20 protein-coding genes are annotated in these 20,762 nt (G+C 39.2%); 16 read left to right on the top strand and 4 right to left on the bottom strand.

The genetic code is table 11. The annotated features are described in order from the left end of the window. Nucleotides 1-7 precede the first annotated feature (7 nt). From MKX49_RS13390 to MKX49_RS13380, 3 genes are all read left to right on the top strand, one after another. The gene (locus tag MKX49_RS13390; protein ID WP_340876725.1) at nt 8-343 is read left to right on the top strand and encodes a hypothetical protein; all 336 of its coding nucleotides are present in this window, start codon (nt 8-10) and stop codon (nt 341-343) included. A gap of 233 nt (nt 344-576) precedes the next feature. Continuing rightward, complete coding sequence (locus MKX49_RS13385; protein ID WP_340876724.1) at nt 577-1,560, top strand: glycosyltransferase family 2 protein; 984 nt, start codon at nt 577-579, stop codon at nt 1,558-1,560. Between the two features lie 685 nt (nt 1,561-2,245). After that, on the top strand, nt 2,246-2,470 hold the full coding sequence (locus MKX49_RS13380; protein WP_340876723.1) for a YesK family protein: 225 nt from the start codon (nt 2,246-2,248) through the stop codon (nt 2,468-2,470). 600 nt (nt 2,471-3,070) lie between these two features. On the opposite strand, the gene MKX49_RS13375 is transcribed toward MKX49_RS13380, so the two are convergent. Next, nucleotides 3,071-3,409, bottom strand: coding sequence for a DUF6176 family protein (locus MKX49_RS13375; RefSeq protein ID WP_340876721.1), 339 nt, complete (start codon nt 3,407-3,409; stop codon nt 3,071-3,073). A gap of 142 nt (nt 3,410-3,551) precedes the next feature. On the opposite strand from MKX49_RS13375, the gene MKX49_RS13370 reads away from it, so the two are divergent. Then, nucleotides 3,552-4,046, top strand: a complete 495-nt coding sequence (locus MKX49_RS13370) for a hypothetical protein (protein ID WP_340876720.1) — start codon at nt 3,552-3,554, stop codon at nt 4,044-4,046. A 335-nt stretch (nt 4,047-4,381) separates the two neighbouring features. On the opposite strand, the gene MKX49_RS13365 is transcribed toward MKX49_RS13370, so the two are convergent. Together MKX49_RS13365 and MKX49_RS13360 are read right to left on the bottom strand one after the other, a co-directional pair. Next, nucleotides 4,382-5,089 (bottom strand): SDR family oxidoreductase, encoded by a 708-nt coding sequence (locus MKX49_RS13365; protein WP_340876719.1) that lies wholly within the window; start codon nt 5,087-5,089, stop codon nt 4,382-4,384. A gap of 111 nt (nt 5,090-5,200) precedes the next feature. Then, nucleotides 5,201-5,947 carry an SDR family oxidoreductase gene (locus tag MKX49_RS13360; protein WP_340876718.1) on the bottom strand — a complete coding sequence of 249 codons (747 nt, stop codon included), beginning with the start codon at nt 5,945-5,947 and terminating at the stop codon, nt 5,201-5,203. A gap of 180 nt (nt 5,948-6,127) precedes the next feature. Between MKX49_RS13360 and MKX49_RS13355 the strand changes: the two genes are divergently transcribed. The 5 genes from MKX49_RS13355 to MKX49_RS13335 all read left to right on the top strand — a co-directional run bounded on the left by MKX49_RS13355 (nt 6,128) and on the right by MKX49_RS13335 (nt 11,619). Beyond that, on the top strand, nt 6,128-6,673 hold the full coding sequence (locus MKX49_RS13355) for a TetR-like C-terminal domain-containing protein (RefSeq protein WP_063593904.1): 546 nt from the start codon (nt 6,128-6,130) through the stop codon (nt 6,671-6,673). Nucleotides 6,674-7,360: 687 nt separating this feature from the next. After that, nucleotides 7,361-9,532: a DNA topoisomerase III gene (locus MKX49_RS13350; protein WP_340876717.1), complete on the top strand. Its 2,172-nt coding sequence runs from the start codon at nt 7,361-7,363 to the stop codon at nt 9,530-9,532. A gap of 102 nt (nt 9,533-9,634) precedes the next feature. Continuing rightward, nucleotides 9,635-10,063 carry a transcriptional regulator MntR gene (gene mntR, locus MKX49_RS13345; protein WP_048687667.1) on the top strand — a complete coding sequence of 143 codons (429 nt, stop codon included), beginning with the start codon at nt 9,635-9,637 and terminating at the stop codon, nt 10,061-10,063. Nucleotides 10,064-10,228: 165 nt separating this feature from the next. Further along, nucleotides 10,229-10,924 (top strand): class I SAM-dependent methyltransferase, encoded by a 696-nt coding sequence (locus MKX49_RS13340; RefSeq protein WP_340876716.1) that lies wholly within the window; start codon nt 10,229-10,231, stop codon nt 10,922-10,924. Continuing rightward, on the top strand, nt 10,924-11,619 hold the full coding sequence (locus MKX49_RS13335; RefSeq protein WP_063593900.1) for an AIM24 family protein: 696 nt from the start codon (nt 10,924-10,926) through the stop codon (nt 11,617-11,619). Before MKX49_RS13340 ends, MKX49_RS13335 begins: the two co-directional genes overlap by 1 nt. A 108-nt stretch (nt 11,620-11,727) precedes the next feature. On the opposite strand, the gene metA is transcribed toward MKX49_RS13335, so the two are convergent. Next, nucleotides 11,728-12,636, bottom strand: coding sequence for a homoserine O-acetyltransferase MetA (metA, locus tag MKX49_RS13330; RefSeq protein ID WP_034307589.1), 909 nt, complete (start codon nt 12,634-12,636; stop codon nt 11,728-11,730). A 167-nt stretch (nt 12,637-12,803) separates the two neighbouring features. On the opposite strand from metA, the gene MKX49_RS13325 reads away from it, so the two are divergent. The 7 genes from MKX49_RS13325 (at nt 12,804) to ilvD (ending at nt 20,672) form a co-directional block, all read left to right on the top strand. Continuing rightward, the gene (locus MKX49_RS13325; RefSeq protein WP_323597572.1) at nt 12,804-13,337 is read left to right on the top strand and encodes a hypothetical protein; all 534 of its coding nucleotides are present in this window, start codon (nt 12,804-12,806) and stop codon (nt 13,335-13,337) included. Nucleotides 13,338-13,415: 78 nt separating this feature from the next. Then, nucleotides 13,416-13,892 carry a glutathione peroxidase gene (locus MKX49_RS13320; RefSeq protein ID WP_034307586.1) on the top strand — a complete coding sequence of 159 codons (477 nt, stop codon included), beginning with the start codon at nt 13,416-13,418 and terminating at the stop codon, nt 13,890-13,892. Nucleotides 13,893-14,033: 141 nt separating this feature from the next. Then, nucleotides 14,034-14,879, top strand: a complete 846-nt coding sequence (locus MKX49_RS13315; protein ID WP_323597569.1) for a DegV family protein — start codon at nt 14,034-14,036, stop codon at nt 14,877-14,879. A 53-nt stretch (nt 14,880-14,932) separates the two neighbouring features. After that, complete coding sequence (locus MKX49_RS13310; protein ID WP_340876715.1) at nt 14,933-15,577, top strand: HD domain-containing protein; 645 nt, start codon at nt 14,933-14,935, stop codon at nt 15,575-15,577. Further along, the gene (locus MKX49_RS13305) at nt 15,574-17,451 is read left to right on the top strand and encodes an ABC-F family ATP-binding cassette domain-containing protein (RefSeq protein WP_340876714.1); all 1,878 of its coding nucleotides are present in this window, start codon (nt 15,574-15,576) and stop codon (nt 17,449-17,451) included. Before MKX49_RS13310 ends, MKX49_RS13305 begins: the two co-directional genes overlap by 4 nt. A gap of 131 nt (nt 17,452-17,582) precedes the next feature. Beyond that, nucleotides 17,583-18,719: a conserved virulence factor C family protein gene (locus MKX49_RS13300; RefSeq protein WP_340876713.1), complete on the top strand. Its 1,137-nt coding sequence runs from the start codon at nt 17,583-17,585 to the stop codon at nt 18,717-18,719. A gap of 282 nt (nt 18,720-19,001) precedes the next feature. Continuing rightward, nucleotides 19,002-20,672, top strand: a complete 1,671-nt coding sequence (ilvD, locus tag MKX49_RS13295) for a dihydroxy-acid dehydratase (RefSeq protein WP_034311212.1) — start codon at nt 19,002-19,004, stop codon at nt 20,670-20,672. Nucleotides 20,673-20,762 lie beyond the last annotated feature (90 nt).

The following is a 20,762-nucleotide window of genomic DNA, read 5'->3' as shown; positions in this document are numbered from 1 at the left end:
ATACATTATGGACTCATTGGAATGGATTCCAAGTAAAAACCCATCATTGCAAGGAACTCCAAGTGGCAGGGGTATTAACAATCATGGAGTAACCCTTTTTGATATTCACTCTTCAGAAACTTTAATAAGTATTTTTTCGTCATGGAAGAGTTTAATTAAAAATGCACCTGATAAATTTGAACTCACTGGAGAATTCGTATATGGCGAAGCTGACAATCAGGAGGGGGACTATAAAAAACTAGTCTTCAACCGAGATGAAGTGATTACACAATTTGAAAAAATAATTTTAATGGGAGAAGCTTTAGCTAAAGGTGAATTTTATCTGTACCATTGTGGAATATGATTGGTGGGTTGTTACCCCAGCCTTTTTCTTATGGAGCTAAAGGAGCAGGATTGTAAAGAAGATTAAACACATCAATGTCTATCTATAAATATGATTAATATTCCTCGTAACAATTATTAATTGTTAAATTCATATAAATCATCTATTTAACTAGACTTATAATGGTATAATTAACCAAAAAACGACGATAAATATTTCTGATGTAGTTTATAGTCTTTTAAGGAGAAGTGGTCATGCTTAAGGTTACAGTTGGGATACCTTGTTACAATGAAAGTAAAAATATTCTAAAATGCTTAGATAGTATAACATCTCAAACAGATATATTTCAGGGTATCGAAGTACTAATAGTAGATGACGGGTCAACGGATGATACAGTGAAAATTATTGAGAATTATAAAAAAAAGTACAATATAAATGGCAATATGAAGATATTAACTCAAAAAAATACTGGCGGCCCATCAACCGCTAGAAATAGAATTATCGATGAAGCCGAAGGGGAATATATCTTCTTTGTTGATGGAGACGATTATCTTGGTGAAAATTCCATTTCAAATATGTATACATTAGGTAAAGAAAACGATTCAGATGTTATTATCGGAAAATATGAGGGCGTCAATCGTAGAGTTCCTGTATATGTATTTAAAAGTACGCAAATAAACACGAATTTTTTTGATTCGCTAGTAAAGGACACGATGTCAGTATTGAAAATGTTTAAATCTGAATATCTCCGTTCTTTGAATATTCGTTTTAGAAAAGATATTAGATTGGCAGAAGATCACCCCATTGCTATGAGTGCTTATTTACACACTAAAAAAATTAGTATATATGCGGATTCTCCTTGTTATTATTGGGTGAGACATATTAATACAGAGAATAAAACTCATTTAACTGGCAGCGTCATCCCAGTAGATGAATTTTATAAGTATTTATTTGAAACATTTGAAGTAATAAAAAATGCCCGAATCACAGAAAAAGAAAGAACTGAAGCTTATAGAATATATTGGGACAGATTACTTACACTTGATATAGTTACAGAGTTTAAACGTAATAGAACTGAATTGGAAAGAAATCATTCATTTGCGATTCTGCTACGTTTGTTTAATATGTATGAAGGCCCCTTAATTACACCGTTATTAACAGGTTATAAACGTTATACTGCAATGCTGCTTTGTAATAAGGATTATCTTTTATTTACTGAGTATTTGAAAATAAAGTAATAACTCGAATATATTAAAGCTAGCAAATTCTAATCTCAATTGTTAGCTTTCTAATACAAAGTATAACAATCTAATCTCGTCATCCTTTAGTTTATAAAAATAAGCGATGTATAGAAAAACTTCTAATGCATATCAATAAAGGGTTACTGTGGCAAACTTGATACGAACGGGTGCTTTAGCTGAGGCTGTTCCACATACTTTGTTGCTATTTACCAAGTAGTACGATGTGGTGATTTCCCCTCCAGATGCTCGCTTTCCGCGGGGCGGGCGGTGAGCCTCCTCGGCGTAAACGCCTGTGGGGTCTCACCTGTCCCGCTACTCCCGCAGGAGTCTCGCACTTCCGCTCCAATCAACCTTAAATAGTTTCGTCTTAAAAACAACTATCTTTACGAAAATAGCCTTAGCTGAAGATCGGAGCTGTCTATAAAGGCAGCTTTTTCTTTATGCAACTAGAGGGGGGGAGAATAGCTAACGGGGCTTTACTTCATTACCAGGAGCTGATGAGCAGCTCCTTTTCTTATGTAACTAAAGGGCCAGGGAGTCCAATGAAGAAATGTAATTTTATGTTAAAATAAGCAAGGGAAGTGTGAAGCAGACATTTAATGAGATGGGAGGGTAAGCCCTGTTTACTTCATTTCTATTTATCTATTTTCCAATTGCTATTTCATTACTAAGTATTTGGGGTTTGGTTTGGGTAATCAAGCACAAGAGAAAGATATATATTTCTCCATTGGTTCTTGTAATTTTAGGTATCATAACGCATCTTAGTGGTTTGATGTTAATTGGGGGATTTGCAGGAATGGGAGTAAGTATGGTAGGTGCAACTGTAATTGGAATAAGTCTGATAATCTTAGTTTTAAAATTAATTACAGATTTAAATAAAAAAAGAAAATTGAAAAGATCCATTTAATTGATTAATGATATTCTACTTAAACTAACGAGTCCGATAGCGTTTTTCTTAATGAACTAATAGGGCAGTTAGTGGAATAAGAAATATGGTTAATGATATTTACAGAGGAAGATATGAACTCAAATAAAACTTCCCGAAGTTCCATTTGAATGGTGATACACTTTAAAAAAAGGAGGGCAATTCAGTTTGGAATTCAAATTTGGGAACGGTGCTATTGTGCTACCCCCTTTACACATTACGATTATCGCAATAATTATTATTTTCTTTTTAGTAAGGTGGAGCAAGCAATTAGAAAAACGACGATTTACGATTTTCTTTTACTTTTTGATAAGCACTTTTATTGCTCCAATTTTTTCTCACAGTACAAAAGAAGGTGTTTTTCTGCTATGGATTCCGTTGGGTTTTATATTAGTTTTCTTTTACTTGTTTCTCAGTAAAAGAAACCATCCATCTAAAACGAAAGCATGTATTTTAGGACTTTGCATAGCATTATACCAGTTAATTATTCAATATATCAGGTAGTTTTTGGTATTGGAGCAATTGCTTATTTCTTCTTGTCAAAAATCAAAAAAAGCAAAAAAAGACCTTCAATAGTAAAGGTCATTTCATATTTTGTCTTATATTTTCTGGAATCATAACTACTTCTGTTTTTAAATCAACAGGTCTGAATGTTTCATCAATACATTCTTTCCAATACTCTAAATGCTTCTTATCTATCCAGTGGTCTGATTCCTCAACTTCTTGTCCGCCTTGACCCTGGACAGAGTACCAATATAAAAACTCATAACCATTTAGATGTAATATAGTTTCAACATACATTTTCTCGGCTCCAAGGGTTATTAGCACATCAATCATATTTTCGTTTAGAAACTTTAACCATTCATCTACCCGTTCCGATTTACCTTCCTTAACTCTAAATCTTGTTAGTTCTACTTTCATATTTCTCCCCCATTTTAATGGTTATCTTGCTTACATTACATATTTTAGCAAGTTTTAACCTAACAGGTGCAATAAGGGAGTTACTTTGGCAAATCTTTGTCTTATGGAACTAAAGGGGCAGGATAATAAAGGAGTGTTTTTTTTGAAAAAGGTGTTAATGGGTATTATTAGTATTGTGTTTTTATTTATAGGTTTTTTATTTTTTATGAAATTATACCAACCCTTAGTAGCTCATCCAAGTGCTTCAGCGAATGATAAACAGGTACAATTGGTTTCGGTAGGAAATAAAAGTCCATTTGGGGATATTCAAATTGAAGAAGTTCTTGTCAATGATAAAGCTATACCTTCCAAAGTGAAAATACAAGTGAGTTATCATCCAAAAGGGTTTATTATCTCTGACCATTTTAATGGCGAAGAAGAAAGTGAATATACGTTCAAAGGATTAGATTCCATAACTCTTAAACCAAAGACAGACCCACAAAAGCAACTCGATAAAGTAAATGCTGGTACTGCAACAGAAGATGATACTATTTATGCTCTTTCGTTAGTGCATGAACAAAGTATTGACAGAGTCATAATTAAATACCAACACCTTGGTATGGCACATGAATTGGTTGTGTCAATGGTTGGATTGTGAAATACTTTACTTAAACTAACAGGTGAGTTACTTCAATTTCAGGAAATTAATCAGCAGCTCTCTTTCTTATGAAGGGGCACAGCCAGTGAAATGAAACCAAAAGGTAAGATAAAAATAAAGGAGATGTGTTAGCTTAAGATCATAGCTGTCTTTAAGGCAGCTTTTTCTTATGGAACAAAAGGTGCATTTTAGTTTAGGTATATTTATTCACCAAGCTATAGAAAAATCCGGTTATCCTAGTTAGGCAAAGGAAAACCGGATTTTTTCTTTAATTGGTTCTAAAGCAATAACAATTGCAAAGCTGTAACACCAAATAATTTGCTTATTAAGTATTGCTACCAATCGATTCGTTTTCCATCTTTGAAGAATCCCCCGTTAGGTCCTTCAGCTCCAGTAGTAGCTAACCAAAGGATAGATTCAGCAGCTTGTTCGGGAGTTCTTGGAGCAGATGGTCCCCCCATATCTGTACTTACCCATCCCGGGTCGACCGCATTTATTTTGATATCAGATTTGATTTCTGCAGCTATCAATTGTGTCAATCCATTCAGGGCAAATTTGGACATTTTATATGCGCCTACTCCTGGATAGGACATTTCGCTCATTGCCCCATATTCTGAGGAAACATTAATGATTCTCCCATAGCCTTGTTTTTCCATGAGGGGAATAAAGGAACGGATCATATGGTAAACTCCAAAGAAATTGGTTGCCATTGTTTTCTCTAAAATTGATGGATCCATATTCAATAATTGTTTATTCTCATCCTGATACACGCCAGCATTATTGATCAATACGTCTAATCTTCCATACTTCTCATTTATTGCTACCGCAGCTTGACGGATGCTTTCTTGATTATTGACATCTATCGACACAAACGAAACGTCCAGATTTGACTCCCTAAGTTGTTGTATCGCTTTATGACCCATCTCTGGATCCCGACTTGCCAAAATAACCTTAAAACCTATCAAAGCTAATTGTTTGACCAATTCATATCCAATTCCTCTATTTCCGCCAGTGACAAGAGCAACTTTGATATCCTTTGACATGTTAATTCCTCCATTTTTCGGATAATAATTTTGAGCAGAGGAGATTACTCCAATTAAAACCTGTATACCATTCCGAGAAGAAAATGAATCTCTTAGTTTTATCTTATATTATTACCAAGGTTGACTTGTTGGTCCAATTGTAAACTCATTGATGTTCGTATCTTCTGGCTGATCAATGGCGAATGCCACAATATTGGCAACTCGATCAGGTGCAATACCATATTGTTCGTACAGCGCAGTCATACCTTCTGAAATATTCTTATCAGTAATCGTATCCAGCAATTCCGTGTTGATCGCTGCTGGATAAATAGTTGCTGTGCGGATGTTAGTACCTTCTTGGGCAGATTCCATACGCAAAACTTCCATTAAATCACGAACAGCCCACTTTGTTGCGCCATAAACAGCACCACCTGGGTAAGCTTTAAGCCCAGCTACTGATGACGTAGTGATGATATGTCCAGACTTTTGCGAAGTAAATGTTGGCAATACTGCTGCGATACCATTCAATACACCTTTAATATTAACGTCGACCATACTGTTCCACTCGTCAGTTTTTAATTCGGAAAGTGGTGAATTAGGCATTAGTCCAGCGTTCAAGAAGATTACATCGACACCTCCAAAAGTGTCTTTAGCTAGTTGAACAAGCTGCTGACTATCATCTGGGTTAACAACATCTGTGACGCGATAAGCCACTTGACCACCGTTCAATCTAATTTCTTCAGCTAATTTTGCTAAACGCTCTTCACGTCTTGCGCCAAGTACGACTTTTGCACCTTTTTTAGCTAACAGCTTAGCTGTTGCTTCCCCAATACCTGAACTTGCGCCTGTAATTACAACCACTTTGTTTTCAATTGTCATTTCGTTTCATCCTTTCATGTAAAATAAAACTACAATTGATGTTTTCTCGACATCTGTCTATAATTTAAAATATAAATTTAAACTAAACAAGGCATATAAATCGTTAATTTAATCAGTTTTGTTGTTTAAACAACAAATCAATAAAAATTGTCGACTATCTCAAGGAAAGATGGTGTTAATATGGCAAAAGTGGATAGAAGAATTGTAAGAACCCAAGAGGCAATTAAGAAAGCATTTCTTGAATTGATGTCAGAAAAAAATTTCGATAGCATGACCATTCAGGATATTTCTGATAGGGCAAATATTAACCGTGCAACTGTTTATCTTCATTACTTGGATAAATTTGATCTGTTGGATAAAATCATAGAAGAACATATCAATAACATGGTTAACCTTTGTGAGTCGGAAGCTGAAATGGAGTGGATTGAATCGACTGTACACTGCATGGAATATCTTGAACGTAATTATTTATTTTTTTCGACGATGTTGGCAAGTGAGGGAGCTCCGTACTTTCGCAGCCGGTTTGTTCAGCATAATATCGAAGAGTTCAAAAAAGACGTGGATATAACAAAAGGAAAAAATTTTGGTCAGAGTGAAGATGTAGTTGTCGAATTTGTGGCAAATGCTTATGTAGGTGTAGTGGAATGGTGGTTAAAAAATGGCATGCCTTATCCACCGCAGGAAATGGCAGAGAAAGTAGGGGACTTATTAGAGAGGATTTTATAGATTCATCGCTTAAAAAGTCTCTCTTATTTATTAAGGAATGAGGGGGATAATGTGTCCTTCCCTTATCAATACTTGGTGGAATAAGAATGGCCGAAAATCAATTTGATTTTTCGGCCATTTTAATATTTGAAAATGGGGGAATTCAAGAATCTCTTTCTACAGGTTCAATGATGTTTTTTAGCTAAGAGTTTTGAAACCACTAACACCATTTAGATATTTCTGTGATCCTTCACTAGACCAATCAAATATCTATATACTGCTAGATTTTTTATACTTCTTTAATGTTTGACTGGTTAGAAGGAATAATTTTATTGCCGGCTATAGCAAAAGCATTTAAACAGACTGTATGAGTTAGTCCATATTGCTTGTAATCACTCCATTCAACAGGTATTAAGTATTTTTCAATAGGCAACTCAACTATCTTTGTATTCTTTATTAATAACATTTTTTAAAGTGACTTTAGTTCTTTTGCCAATTAACGTTCCTTAGAAGGGCCGGGTCGCAATCAAACCAAGACTATCGATGATTACTTAATGTTGATCCAATTCCTTTAGCTTTTATAAATCATAGAAAAAAACAATACTTTAGAACAGTCCGTTAAAAACGAAGTCATATCTAGCCGATTGTGATAATTAAGGTATAATGATAGGGGAAAGATATTTTGTAACGGATTAGGTGAAGATGATCATGAAGCTAATCATTGCGGAGAAACCAGATCAAGGTTCAACGCTAGCGGCTCAATTTAAAACGAAAAAACAGCAAGGCTATATAGAAATCATGCCGAATGAACTTTTCCCCGATGGAGCTTATGTAACTTGGGCCGTCGGACATTTATGTCAACTTGTTTCGCCGGAAACCTATCATTCAAAATGGAAAAAATGGTCGATGGAAACGTTGCCGATGATTCCTGAGAAATTTCAATATGAAGTGACCCGGCAAAAGGCAAAGCAATTCAATGTTGTGAAGACCTTGCTTAGGAAACCGGAAGTCGATGAAATCATTCATGCAGGTGATGCCGGGCGTGAAGGAGAATTGATTGTACGCAATATCGTTAATCTATGCAATGTCAATAAACCGATGAAACGTTTATGGATTTCCTCTTTGACCCCGAAAGCGATTTATGAGGGATTCCAAAATCTGAAGAGCGAGGAAAAAACCAGGCCGCTTTATTATGAAGCGTATACGAGAGCTTGCGCGGACTGGGTTGTGGGAATGAATGCGTCGAGAGCGTATAGTATTTTGTTGAAACAAAGGGGCGTTTCGGATGTGTTTTCAGCTGGAAGGGTTCAGACACCGACTCTTGCTTTGATAGTGAAGCGGGAAATGGAAATTGAGCAATTCAAGTCTGAACCGTTCTGGGAGGTGTTCGCAGATTTCAAGATGGACGGTAAGAAATATCAGGGTAAATGGCAGCTGAACAATGACCCGAGAATCAAGACAAAAGAAATGGCTGATAAGATTGCCGCCTTTTGCAAGGGTAAGGAAGCTGAAATAGCGGAAATGGATACTGAAAGAAAAGAATTTCAGCCGCCTTTGTTATTTAATCTATCGTCATTGCAAGCTACAGTGAACAAGATTTATAAATATTCACCGAAACAGACGCTTGATATCGTGCAAAGTTTATATCAAAAAGGGATCGTTTCTTATCCACGTTCAGATTCCAATTACGTGACGGAGGGGGAAGCCGAAACATTTCCCGATATCTTGCAAAAACTAAGCGGATTTTCAGAATATGAATCCCTGTTTCCTTTGCCACAACCGAACATCATAAATAATAAAAGGTTTGTAAATGAAAAAAAAGTGACTGATCACTATGCAATTATCCCGACGGAGCAGGTAACCGACCCGAAGCGGCTTTCCGCCGAAGAACGGAATATTTATGACTTGGTGGTACGCCGGTTGATTGCGGCTCATTATGAGAAAGCGATTTTCGATTACACCACCATTAAAACGCTTGTCGATAAGCGTGCCGAATTCATTTCTAAAGGCAAGCAGCAGATTCAAGAGGGATGGCGCAAAGTGATTTTCCAAGATGACAAGGATGATGATATCATTTTGCCGTCCGTTTCCAAAGGGGATACTGGAAATGTCGCCAATATAAAGGTGAAAGAAGGAAAAACCCAGCCCCCTAAGCGTTATACAGAGGGTCAGCTGATCACTTTGATGAAAACAGCCGGAAAGCATCTGGATAATGAAGAGTTAGAAAAAGTTCTGATGAAAACCGAGGGTCTCGGAACCGAAGCAACTCGGGCTGGCATCATTACCATGCTCAAAGACCGTAAATACATCAATGTCAAAAAAAATCAGGTTTTTGCGACAGATAAAGGGAAAGTGCTGATTACTGCCATCGGGGAGAAAATCCTGGCTTCACCTGAAATGACAGCCAAATGGGAACAGCGTTTGAGGGAAATCGGTGAAGGAAAGGCTTCAGCTGGCGGATTTATGGAAGCTGTTAAAAAGATGTCAGCAAAAATCATCAGTGATGCCGTGGAATCATCGGAAAACTGGGATTTTCAAGGGCTGGATACCGAGTCGATTCAACGGAGCGGCTCTAAAAAAAGAAGCTCGGCATCTGTGGGCAGCTGTAAACTATGCGGTTCTAAGATTGTCGATAAAGGGGAATTCTATGGATGTGTAAGTTATCAAAAAACAAAGTGTAACTTCACCATCTCCAAAAAAATCCTTAATAAGAAAATCAGTCAAGCAAATATAAAAAAGCTGTTGGCGAGCGGTGAAACGGATCTGATAAGCGGTTTTAAAAAAGGGGAAAAAACCTTTGATGCCATTCTATCGTGGTCCGATGCTGAAAAGAAGATCAGTTTTACATTCCCAACAGAACAAAACATCAAGCAAACTTGAGAAGAAACATCATTAAAGGCGCCCTGAGACTTATATCTTCTTGTTTCGGGGCCGTTAATATAGTAAAATTTTTAGATATGCGTTTGAATGGGAGGATTCCGAATGCCTACACCGAGCATGGAGGATTACATAGAACAAATTTATTTACTTATTGAAGAAAAAGGATATGCAAGAGTTTCCGATATTGCTGAAAATCTTTCCGTCCACCCATCTTCTGTTACAAAAATGGTTCAAAAACTTGATCAGGAAAAATACTTGATATATGAAAAGTACCGGGGTCTCGTCTTAACTGCAAATGGGAAAAAAGTTGGTAAAAGGCTCGTTTACCGCCATGAACTTTTAGAACAGATGCTAAGGTTGATTGGGGTCAAGGAAGAAAATATTTATCAGGATGTAGAGGGGATTGAACACCACCTTAGTTGGAATGCCATCGATAGGATTGGAGACCTGGTTGAATTCTTTGAAGAATCTCCTGACCGTGTCGAAGATTTACGAAAGATACAAAAAAGAAATGAAGAAAATTCAAAATAAGCTGCCGCTGGCAGTTTTTTTTATGTATTTGAAAATCACTAGGGGTCGACGTTTTAAAGGAGGATTTTTGAATTAAGAGCAGAATAGCTATAGGGAAGCCCCGGTCGGGAAAATATTTTTCAGGAAAATATTTAATTAGGGGGTATATGGGAGGGTGAATTTCTTATGAATATACATACATGGCATAAAGAGTCGGAAAAGGAATGGGATGTTTTTGCACCTATGTGGGCGAAGAATTCGCAAGAAATGTGGGAAACGGGGAGCCGGAAAAACATCATTCCCTTCTTTTCTGAATATGTACCTTCGGGAGTGAAGGTGGCTGACATAGGCTGTGGAGATGGAGTTGGTTCCTTGAAATTGGCCGAAGCGGGATTTAAAGTAACTGGAGTTGATTTATCCAATGTGATGATTGAATTTGCAAAGGGGAAAACCGCTCAACAACCAGGACTTTCTTTCCTGCAAGGGGATTTCTATAACCTTCCCTTCGAAGATGAAGAAATGGATGCGGCAATGGTCATTAATTCTTTGGAATATACGGGTGAACCCTTAACGGTGTTGAAGGAAATTCAACGGGTAATAAAGCCTGGAGGTTATGTCTGTTTTGGAATACTTGGTCCAACAGCTGAGCCGCGAAAAAAATTCAGTTTCCACCGGTTATTAGGAGATAAAGTCATCATGAATACCATGCAGCCGTGGGAATTTGAAAAAATGGCTTTAGAAACGGGATGGAAGGCAGTGGCTGATACCGGCGTGGCAAAGAGAGGGGTGGACTATACAAAGCTCGGACATTTTTCAAAGGAATTAAAGCAAGCTGTATCGTTCATGTGGCTTTTCCTCCTGCAAAAAGAGGTGGGGCAGTGATGGAGAAGTATCAAATCGATCAATTCGTTGAAAAGACGAAACAGCAGGATAAAGGGCAAGGTCTATTTGAACTTGAAACGGAACGAATTCTGGAGATTAATTTGGAAAAACAGATTTGGGCAAAAATGGGAACGATGGTTTCTTATCGCGGCAACATTAAATTTGAGCGGGAAGGTATTTTGGAGCATGGTCTTGGTAAACTCTTTAAAAAAGCCTTAACCGGTGAGGGTGCATCCTTGATGAAAGCGACCGGAAGCGGCAAGCTATACGTCGCGGATCAAGGGAAGAAGATTTCCATTTTACAGTTAAATGGTGAATCGATCTGTGTTAACGGAAATGATTTACTCGCATTTGAGCCGGGGATTCAATGGGATATAAAAATGATGCGGCGCATTGCCGGGTTATTGGCAGGCGGATTGTTCAACGTAAGGCTCGAGGGGAGAGGCATGGTCGCATTCACTTCCCATTATGAGCCTCTTACTTTAATGGTGGAACCTGGGAATCCGGTTTATACGGACCCGAATGCCACAGTAGCTTGGTCAGGGGAATTGCAGCCTGAATTCGTAACGGATGTTTCATTGAAGTCGTTTTTTGGAAGGGGAAGCGGCGAATCCGTTCAAATGAAATTCGAAGGACAAGGATTTGTGGTCGTCCAACCTTTTGAAGAGGTATATTTCGGTAATAAGGAATCATGAAACAAACAACCTGAGTCAGCTACTCAGGTTGTTTCCCATGATGATCGGATGTGTCTGCAATGAAAAAGCGATTCATTTCAAAGTGAAAGCTTCTTTTTTCTTACCCTTTCAATCCCACTCATAAGGGGTTGATTGGTAGACATAATAATTCAGCCAATTCGAGAACATCAGGCTGCAATGGCTCTTCCAGCGGTGAAGAGGTATCCTGGTCGGATCGTTATCAGGAAAGTAATTTTCAGGGAGTTGCGTATTGATCCCGCGTTCCCTATCGCGCTTGTATTCTTCACCAAGGGTATCGGCATCATACTCGAAATGGCCGGTAACCATAATTCTTTTTCCATCAACTGAAGCAGCCATCAATACACCAGCTTGATCGGACTGTGCGAGAACCTTCAATTCAGGATGGTTAACTAATTTTTGATAGTCAATATCCGTATAGCGTGAATGAGGGGCCATAAAATAATCATCGAATCCGCGGACTAGATTTTCATTCGGTTCAAGGACCTCATGAGTGTATACCCCGAAGCATTTCTCTGGAAGTTCGTATTTGCCTATTCCATAATGATGGTACAGGGCAGCTTGTGCCCCCCAACAGATATGTAGGGTGGATGTGACATTTTCACTTGACCAGTTCATGATGCTCTGGAGTTCTTCCCAATAATTAACGTCTGAAAATTCCAGCTTTTCCACTGGAGCGCCTGTAATGATCAAGCCGTCATATTTCTTCGTGCGAATATCATTGAATGATTTGTAAAATTGATCTAAATGAAATTTACTTGTGTTCTTTGATTCATGTGTGCTTAAGCGCAGGAATGATATATTTACTTGAATGGGGGTATTGCCAAGAAAGCGTAGTAACTGGGCCTCCGTTTTTTCTTTCTCTGGCATTAGGTTTAAAATTAATATATTCAATGGACGGATTTCCTGATTGGTAGCTCTTTCCTCATCCATTACGAAGATATTTTCCTGTTCTAAAATTTCCCTTGCTGGCAGTTGTTCCGGAATTCTGATTGGCATGATTAGCCTCCTTCTTCAAAAATCATAATATTTTAATTATATAGAAAATTATTGAATAGAAAAGCTATTTTAATAATTTCTTGTAAATCCCGAAGGAAATGGCCTGGGAATGGTAAAATGGGAAGATCGGAAAACATTAACTATGAAGTTGGAGAGGTGTTTGGAGATTGTTTGATCCTACAGCATTTGAAAACATGAAGGTGGTATTGGAAGGAGCGGTTTACGATCGTGACTTCATTGGGGATATATTGGTCATAAACCGAGATGATATAGTGAATCTCTCAACCATGTCCAGATCATATAAGATCGAGATGGAATTGAAAAACCCAATCGCGCCCATTTCGATTAGCGGTGCCATTGAGCTACACGCTTCCCTACATAACCTAAGTTCGGAGTTACTCGATGCAGCTATTGATGATACGCATTCAGGCTGCACGGTCAATATATTCATTTCTTTTCCTAAAAAGCTTGATGAAGTGAATGCTGAACAATTGTTGAATGATCTGGAAAAAATTTGGGGAGATCAGAGAATCATTTCAGTGACGACCAGTGAAACGGTCAGTAAAAAAAAGCAAACCATTACTTCTTCTCTATATAAAATTTCATTTGGAAGGCTTGTAAGAGAAGAGCAAATGGATGATTTGGAAGACATGGTAGAGTATTTGATTCAATCCATACAAGCAGTGAAGATTCCGGGATGATAGGAAAAGGATTAAAGTTGGTAAACCTACCTTTAAATACGGTAAAATGAATCATCATACTAAAGGGAGAGATCATACATGTCCATTTACGAATTTGAAGTCAATAAAATCAATGGCGAAACCATCTCGCTTGAGGAATATAAAGGGAAAGTGATGATTATAGTGAATACCGCAAGCAAATGCGGTTTTTCGCCACAGTATGATGATTTGCAAAGTCTGTATGTGCAATATAAAGAGGATGGGGTAGTCGTGCTTGGTTTTCCGTGTAATCAGTTTTTGAATCAGGAGCCTGGTGATGATCTGGAAATCGATTCATACTGCAAATTGAATCATGGTGTAACATTCCCGATGTTCGCAAAAGTGAATGTCAAAGGAAAGGAAGCCCACCCCTTATTCAGCTATCTGACTGAAAATGCTCCTGGAGTGATGGGGTCCAAATCGATAAAATGGAATTTTACAAAGTTCTTGATTGATCGTAATGGAAATATCGTCAGCCGGTTTGCACCTAAAACAAAACCTCTGGAAATGGAAGAAGATATAAAAAAATTAATATGAAGTATGAAATCGAGTCCAACGGAAAGTTTCAGTTGGGCTCTTTTTTTGAGGGAAGATATTTATTGCATGCATCCGTTTTTAAAAGGGGACAGATGGTTGGGATATTGAATATAATAGAAGACACAAATGAGGGGGGAAACCATGGAACGAATTGCATGGGTAACAGATAGTACGGGAACTTTAGATGAAGAATTATCATTGAATGAACATGTATACGTCGTTCCGATGGTCGTCATCATCGATGGGAAGGAATATGAAGATGGCGTCGACCTATTACCTGAGGAATTATACCGGCGGATGGGTGAGGAAAAAATCACAGCCACCACGTCACAGCCCTCGGTCGGCCGATTCCAGGCATTATATAAGGAGCTTGAAAAACGCTATGATCGAATCATAGCCGTACATCTTTCCAGTGAATTGAGCGGGACGGTTTCTGCGAGCAGGCAAGCTGCACAAATGGTTACGATCCCTGTTGACGTTTTTGATACTTTACTTATCTCCTTTCCAATGCTATTAATCTTGAAACGGCTCATGCATTATATTGAGAATGGCGATTCCATCAATGAAGCATTCGTCAAAACGAGAATGTATGCGGATAACCATGAGACCTATGTAATGATAGGCTCTTTAGATCAGCTGCATCGCAGCGGCAGGTTAACAAACGCACAGTATATTCTAGGAAGCCTATTGAGCTTTAAACCCATCATTTCAATCGAAAATGGTGTGCTCCATACTAAATCTAAACCTCGGAACCTTAAAAAAGCGGAAAAACAGATCTTCACTGATTTTCACAGATCAGTCGAAGCGGGAAAAGTAAAAGAATGCACCATATTATATGGTGGAGTGTCGGAGCAGGCACAAAAATGGAAAAAGAGGATTTCCGAAGAATTCCCTCATGTGTTGACCCATGTATCCCCACTGGGGAGCGCCATCGGGGTGCATACCGGTGAACAGACGATTGGGCTCAGTTGGTTCAATGAAGATTAAAGCACACCATTATTGAGAACCATGGTAAAATAGAAAGGACATGGAGTGGTGAAATGAAACAAACGATGATTGAGTTAACGGAGAAGTATGTATATGACCAATTGAATTCTGATGCCAGCGGCCATGATTGGTTCCATATCGATCGTGTTCGTAAGCTGGCTTTACATATTGCAAAAGAAGAACGAGAAGGAAATGAGTTCATCATTGAAATGGCGGCTCTGCTTCATGATATCCCTGATGATAAACTAAACCAGGAAGCCGATGGGGGCTGGAAAAAGCTAGATGCTTGGTTTGATGAAATAAAGTTGGATATTGATAGTGTTGATGCCATTAAACAGATCATCAATACAATTTCATTTAGTGCAGGGCAGTTGAGGCTGCCTTCGATAGAGGCTGAAATTGTTCAGGATGCGGACCGCTTGGATGCTATTGGTGCCATAGGCATAGCCAGGACATTTGCATTTGGCGGAAAGAAGGGACAGCTTATGTATGATCCTTCATTGCCCATTAGGGAAAACATGACCAAGAAGGAATACAGGAATGGCAAAAGCTCTTCCATTCATCACTTTCATGAAAAATTATTGCACTTGCAAGATATGCTTAATACTTGTACAGCCAAGAAGATTGCTAGTGAAAGGCATGAATATATGGTAGGATTTTTAGAGGAATTTAATAAGGAATGGGATGTACGATTATGAAAGTTTTTAGCATGGAACATGTAATGAAAACCCAAGGGGAAAAGCTGCTTTTTAAAGATGTCTCTTTTTCCATTACCGAAGGGGAAAAAATCGGGATCGTTGGGATAAACGGTACCGGTAAATCGACATTATTGAATATCATCGCAGGGCTGGAAGACAGTGATTTAGGAACGAAGGATCATCCGAATGATTATACGATTTCCTATCTGTCCCAAGATCCGCATTTTGATGAGAAATTGACGATCATGGAATATATGTATGAAAGTTCAACTCCTGTATTTTCGTTGATTAAAGAGTATGAAAAGACGCTCATTCAACTTCAAGTAGACCCGCAGAATAGCGCAATACAGGACCGTTTGTTAAAACAGCAGCAGGATATGGACACGCTAGGCGCCTGGGATACAAGTGCCAATGCCAGAACGATACTGACCAAGCTTGGTCTTCCTGATCATTCAAGGAGACTGGGGGAACTGTCAGGCGGCCAAAAAAAACGTGCGGCCCTTGCAAAAACCTTGATTGAGACCCCTGATTTATTGATTTTGGATGAGCCTACGAACCATCTCGATTTTGAAAGCATCACTTGGCTTGAAGAATATTTAGGTAAATATCAAAAATCCGTTTTATTTGTAACCCATGATCGATATTTCCTTGATCGTGTTTCCAATAAGATTTGGGAAATTGCCCAGACCCAGCTTTTCGAATACAAAGGAAACTATGCGGATTATTTAGAATCAAAGGCCATTCGTGAAGAGAATGAATCGGCTGAAAGAACGAAAAAGGAAAGTCTATTCAAAAAAGAACTGGCCTGGATCCGTAAAGGTGCAAAGGCCCGGACAACGAAACAAAAGGCCAGGATCCAACGCTTCGAAACATTGGAATCAGGTGTAAAGGATAAGCAGAAAACCGAGAGCCTGGAAATGGAATTAAGCGGTGCCCGTCTTGGGAAAAAAGTACTTGAGATGCAGGATGTATCTAAATCCTTCGGTGATCGAACCATCATCAACCATTTTTCCTTCCTCTTCAAACCAGGTGATCGAATTGGGATCGTCGGTAATAATGGCAGCGGAAAGTCAACCTTGTTGAATATCCTGGCAGGTAGGGAATCCATAGATGAAGGAAACCTGGAAAAAGGGCAAACCGTGAAAATAGGATACTATACGCAAGAAAGCGTCGATATGGATGAGAATTTGCGCATGATAGAGTATATTCGGGAAACGGCGGATTCAATCGCACTTAAAGATGGTAGTTTCATATCGGCTGCGCAGATGCTTGAAAGGTTCTTATTTCCAATGGGATCGCATGGGACGCCAATTCGTAAGCTGTCCGGTGGGGAGAAAAGGCGATTATATCTCCTTAACATATTGATGTCGGCACCTAATGTCCTGCTTTTGGATGAACCGACGAATGATTTGGACACGCAGACCTTGACCGTTCTTGAGGATTATTTAGAAACATTTTCAGGGGTAGTCATTACTGTATCACATGATAGGTATTTCTTGGATAAAACGTGCCACCAGCTTCTTGTTTTCAAGAATAAAGGTGACATTGACTTCTATTACGGCTCATATTCAGAGTTCTTGGAAGACAAGACGGAAGAGGCTGTGCCAGTAAAAGCACCAGAGCCACAGATGAACCGGACCGAAAAGAAAAAGAAAAAACTAACCTATGCGGAAAGTAAGGAATGGGAAGAGATAGAAGGGAACATGGAGCGGGCCGAGCAGCGATTGAAAGACATTACATCAGAAATGTCAGCAGCGGGAAGCGATTTTGAAAAAGTCCGCCTGCTTCTTGAAGAAGAAAAGGAACTAACGGATAAATTAGACCATTTGATGGAAAGATGGGCGTATTTAGCGGAAAAATTGGAAGAAGAATGAGCGTGGTGACTGGTCCAAGGAAGTAAACTTGGATCAGTCTTTTTTTTTGCCAATCTCAATTGCATGAGAATCTGATGACGATGTGATAATATCTAGTACATGGAAACGTCTTGTAAAAGGAGAGAAATGCATTGAAAATTAAGTCGATAGAACCTACACCTAGTCCGAATACAATGAAAATCAATTTAACAGAAGAGCTATTAGCTGGTAAAAGCAATAATTATAAGAAGGATCAAGCTGACCAAGCACCCAAGCTGATAAGGGATTTATTTACGATCGAGGGAGTGAAAGGGGTATATCATGTTGCGGACTTCTTAGCCGTTGAGCGAAACGCGAAATATGATTGGAAAGATATCTTGGTCCAAATCCGTCAGGTCTTTGGTGAAAAAACCGAGGAACAAAATCAAAAAGCGGCATTAAATGAACATTACGGTGAAGTAACTGTTGCCATTCAACAATTCAAGGGCATTCCGATGCAAATTAAAGCAAGTGATAGTCAACACGAAAAACGTTTTGCCTTACCGGAATATTTCATAAAGGGCATTGCCGCTGCCCAAAAAGAAGATGATAATGTAGTCCTGCTTCGAAAATGGAAGGATTATGGCGTAAGATATGGTGATATGGAAGATATCGTGAAGGAAGTATCGGATGAACTGATCGCAGCTTATCCGGAAGATCGAATTAATCGGCTAGTTGCAGCCGCAAAAGAAATGGTGGATACGAAGGAAGCCATTTTGAAACGTCCAAAAATTAAACTGACTGCAGAAATGCTGAATGATGAAAGCTGGGAAAAGCGTTATCAGGCTTTAGAACAAATGGAAGATCCTACGGTTGATGATATTCCAGTATTGGATATGGCACTCTCCGACAGTAAAGTCTCCATTCGAAGGCTCGCGGTAGTATACTTGGGTATGATTGAAGATAGAAAAGTGCTTCCGAGCTTGTATAAAGCCTTGAAAGATAAAAGCGCGGCCGTAAGACGTACGGCTGGTGATTGTTTATCAGATCTTGGCTTTGAAGAAGCGATGGGAGAAATGTCTCAATCACTTTCGGATAAAAATAAATTGGTTAGATGGCGGGCCGCGATGTTTTTATACGAAGTGGGAAATGAAACGACCCTCCCTTATCTTAAACAAGCGGAACAGGATCCTGAATTCGAAGTGGCCCTGCAGGTCAAGATGGCCATAGACCGTATAGAAAATGGCGAAGAAGCAAAAGGTTCGGTTTGGAAGCAAATGACAGAATCAAGACAAGCGAATGACAAGTGATTTGAAATGACCCAGGAAAAAGGCATGCGGCTGATATAATCCGCATGCCTTTTTATTTTTTTAGGATCATTTCCAATCGTTTGAAAGGGGTTCACCTGAGATCGAATCTATAAATTGGAACTCTATTATTTTAGTAAAATGATTTTTGTAGATATTTAGTGAAGAATGGTTGCATTTGTCTATAAATATGTTAGAATTTTTAGAGTATACTAAAAATTATATTATTCTGAATCATTAAACATTTAGCGGAAATTGGGGGTACAACAAATGTCTACATCAAATATGAGAAGTGACATGATTACAAAAGGGGTCGATCGAGCTCCACATAGAAGTCTGTTGCGGGCAGCAGGGGTTAAAGAAGAAGATTTCGGTAAACCGTTCATCGCGGTTTGTAATTCATACATCGATATCGTTCCAGGTCATGTACACCTTCAGGAATTCGGAAAAATAGTGAAGGAAGCGATTCGCGAAGCGGGCGGTGTTCCTTTCGAATTTAATACAATCGGGGTAGACGATGGAATTGCAATGGGTCATATTGGTATGCGCTATTCCTTGCCAAGCCGTGAAATCATCGCAGATTCCGTGGAAACTGTTGTATCGGCACATTGGTTTGACGGTATGGTGTGCATTCCAAACTGTGACAAGATAACGCCGGGAATGATGATGGGAGCACTTCGTGTCAATATTCCTACAATATTCGTAAGCGGCGGACCCATGAAAGCAGGTAAAGATAAAAATGGTAAATCTCTTTCATTAACATCCGTTTTTGAAGGGGTGGGTGCTTATCAAGCAGGTAATATCAATGAAGAGGATTTGCAGGAGATCGAGCAAGTTGCATGCCCTACTTGCGGTTCTTGTTCAGGAATGTTCACAGCAAACTCCATGAACTGCCTGGCTGAAGGATTGGGACTTGCGCTACCGGGAAATGGTACGATTTTGGCGGTAGCCGAAGAACGTAAGGAATTCGTTAAGAAATCCGCTAAACAGTTGATGGAGATAATCAAACAGGATATCAAGCCTCGTGATATCGTGACGATTGATGCAATTGATAACGCATTTGCCTTGGATATGGCGATGGGCGGTTCGACGAACACCGTGCTTCATACGCTTGCATTGGCACATGAAGCAGGTTTTGAATATCCGATGGAACGCATAAATGAAATAGCTAACCGCGTACCGCATCTAGCGAAAATTGCACCGGCATCCGATTACCATATTGAAGATGTACATAATGCCGGTGGTGTAAGTGCCGTCATTAATGAGTTACTTAAAAAACCAGGTGCGTTTAATGGAGATTGCCTTTCTGTCTCAGGTAAAACGCTGCGCGAAAATGTTGCCGGTTGTGAAATATTGGACAAGGATGTAATCCATCCATTGGATAATCCGCATTCTGAGCGTGGCGGGCTTGCGGTATTGTTCGGTAACCTTGCTCCTCAAGGCTCCATCGTAAAAGTGGGCGCCGTTGACGCATCAGTTGGTGGCTATCACAGGGGTCCAGCCATTTGTTTCGATTCCCAGGAAGATGCACTTTCCGGAATCATTACCGGAAAGGTTAAAGAAGGGGATGTAGTGGTCATTCGTTACGAAGGGCCTAAAGGTGGGCCGGGAATGCCGGAAATGTTGGCACCCACTTCCCAAATCGTCGGGAGGGGACTTGGAGCGAAAGTCGGTTTGATCACTGATGGCCGCTTTTCAGGAGCATCCCGAGGCATCAGCATTGGTCATATATCCCCCGAAGCAGCTGAGGGAGGCCCGATTGCCTTTGTTGAAGATGGAGATATCATCGAATTGGATTTGAATAATCGTAAAATCCAATTGGAAATTTCCGATGAAGAATTCGAAAAACGCAAAGCCAATTGGAAAGGCTTCGAGTCAAAGGTCAGGACAGGCTATTTAGCACGGTATTCCAAACTTGTGACGAATGCCAGCTCAGGCGGAGTGATGAAAGTTTAAGTTTAAAAAGAAGACTAAAACATGGTGGCAGAAGGAAACTGGATTCTGTCACCATGTTTCTTTGTGAAGAAAAATGAAATTTTACAAAGC

The organism is Peribacillus sp. FSL M8-0224 (assembly GCF_038003055.1).
Lineage (GTDB): Bacteria > Bacillota > Bacilli > Bacillales > DSM-1321 > Peribacillus > Peribacillus frigoritolerans.
Note: the sequence above shows the minus strand (reverse complement) of the source record. Positions and strands in the feature narration are given on the sequence as shown.

Bases quoted from the DNA above. Each gene is read 5' to 3' on its own strand.
- MKX49_RS13390 (WP_340876725.1), top strand. From the start codon at position 8: ATGGACTCATTGGAATGGATTCCAAGTAAAAACCCATCATTGCAAGGA.
- MKX49_RS13385 (WP_340876724.1), top strand. From the start codon at position 577: ATGCTTAAGGTTACAGTTGGGATACCTTGTTACAATGAAAGTAAAAAT.
- MKX49_RS13375 (WP_340876721.1), bottom strand. From the start codon at position 3,409: ATGAAAGTAGAACTAACAAGATTTAGAGTTAAGGAAGGTAAATCGGAA.
- MKX49_RS13365 (WP_340876719.1), bottom strand. From the start codon at position 5,089: ATGTCAAAGGATATCAAAGTTGCTCTTGTCACTGGCGGAAATAGAGGA.
- MKX49_RS13360 (WP_340876718.1), bottom strand. From the start codon at position 5,947: ATGACAATTGAAAACAAAGTGGTTGTAATTACAGGCGCAAGTTCAGGT.
- MKX49_RS13355 (WP_063593904.1), top strand. From the start codon at position 6,128: ATGGCAAAAGTGGATAGAAGAATTGTAAGAACCCAAGAGGCAATTAAG.
- MKX49_RS13350 (WP_340876717.1), top strand. From the start codon at position 7,361: ATGAAGCTAATCATTGCGGAGAAACCAGATCAAGGTTCAACGCTAGCG.
- mntR (WP_048687667.1), top strand. From the start codon at position 9,635: ATGCCTACACCGAGCATGGAGGATTACATAGAACAAATTTATTTACTT.
- MKX49_RS13340 (WP_340876716.1), top strand. From the start codon at position 10,229: ATGAATATACATACATGGCATAAAGAGTCGGAAAAGGAATGGGATGTT.
- MKX49_RS13335 (WP_063593900.1), top strand. From the start codon at position 10,924: ATGGAGAAGTATCAAATCGATCAATTCGTTGAAAAGACGAAACAGCAG.
- metA (WP_034307589.1), bottom strand. From the start codon at position 12,636: ATGCCAATCAGAATTCCGGAACAACTGCCAGCAAGGGAAATTTTAGAA.
- MKX49_RS13320 (WP_034307586.1), top strand. From the start codon at position 13,416: ATGTCCATTTACGAATTTGAAGTCAATAAAATCAATGGCGAAACCATC.
- MKX49_RS13315 (WP_323597569.1), top strand. From the start codon at position 14,034: ATGGAACGAATTGCATGGGTAACAGATAGTACGGGAACTTTAGATGAA.
- MKX49_RS13310 (WP_340876715.1), top strand. From the start codon at position 14,933: ATGAAACAAACGATGATTGAGTTAACGGAGAAGTATGTATATGACCAA.
- MKX49_RS13305 (WP_340876714.1), top strand. From the start codon at position 15,574: ATGAAAGTTTTTAGCATGGAACATGTAATGAAAACCCAAGGGGAAAAG.
- ilvD (WP_034311212.1), top strand. From the start codon at position 19,002: ATGAGAAGTGACATGATTACAAAAGGGGTCGATCGAGCTCCACATAGA.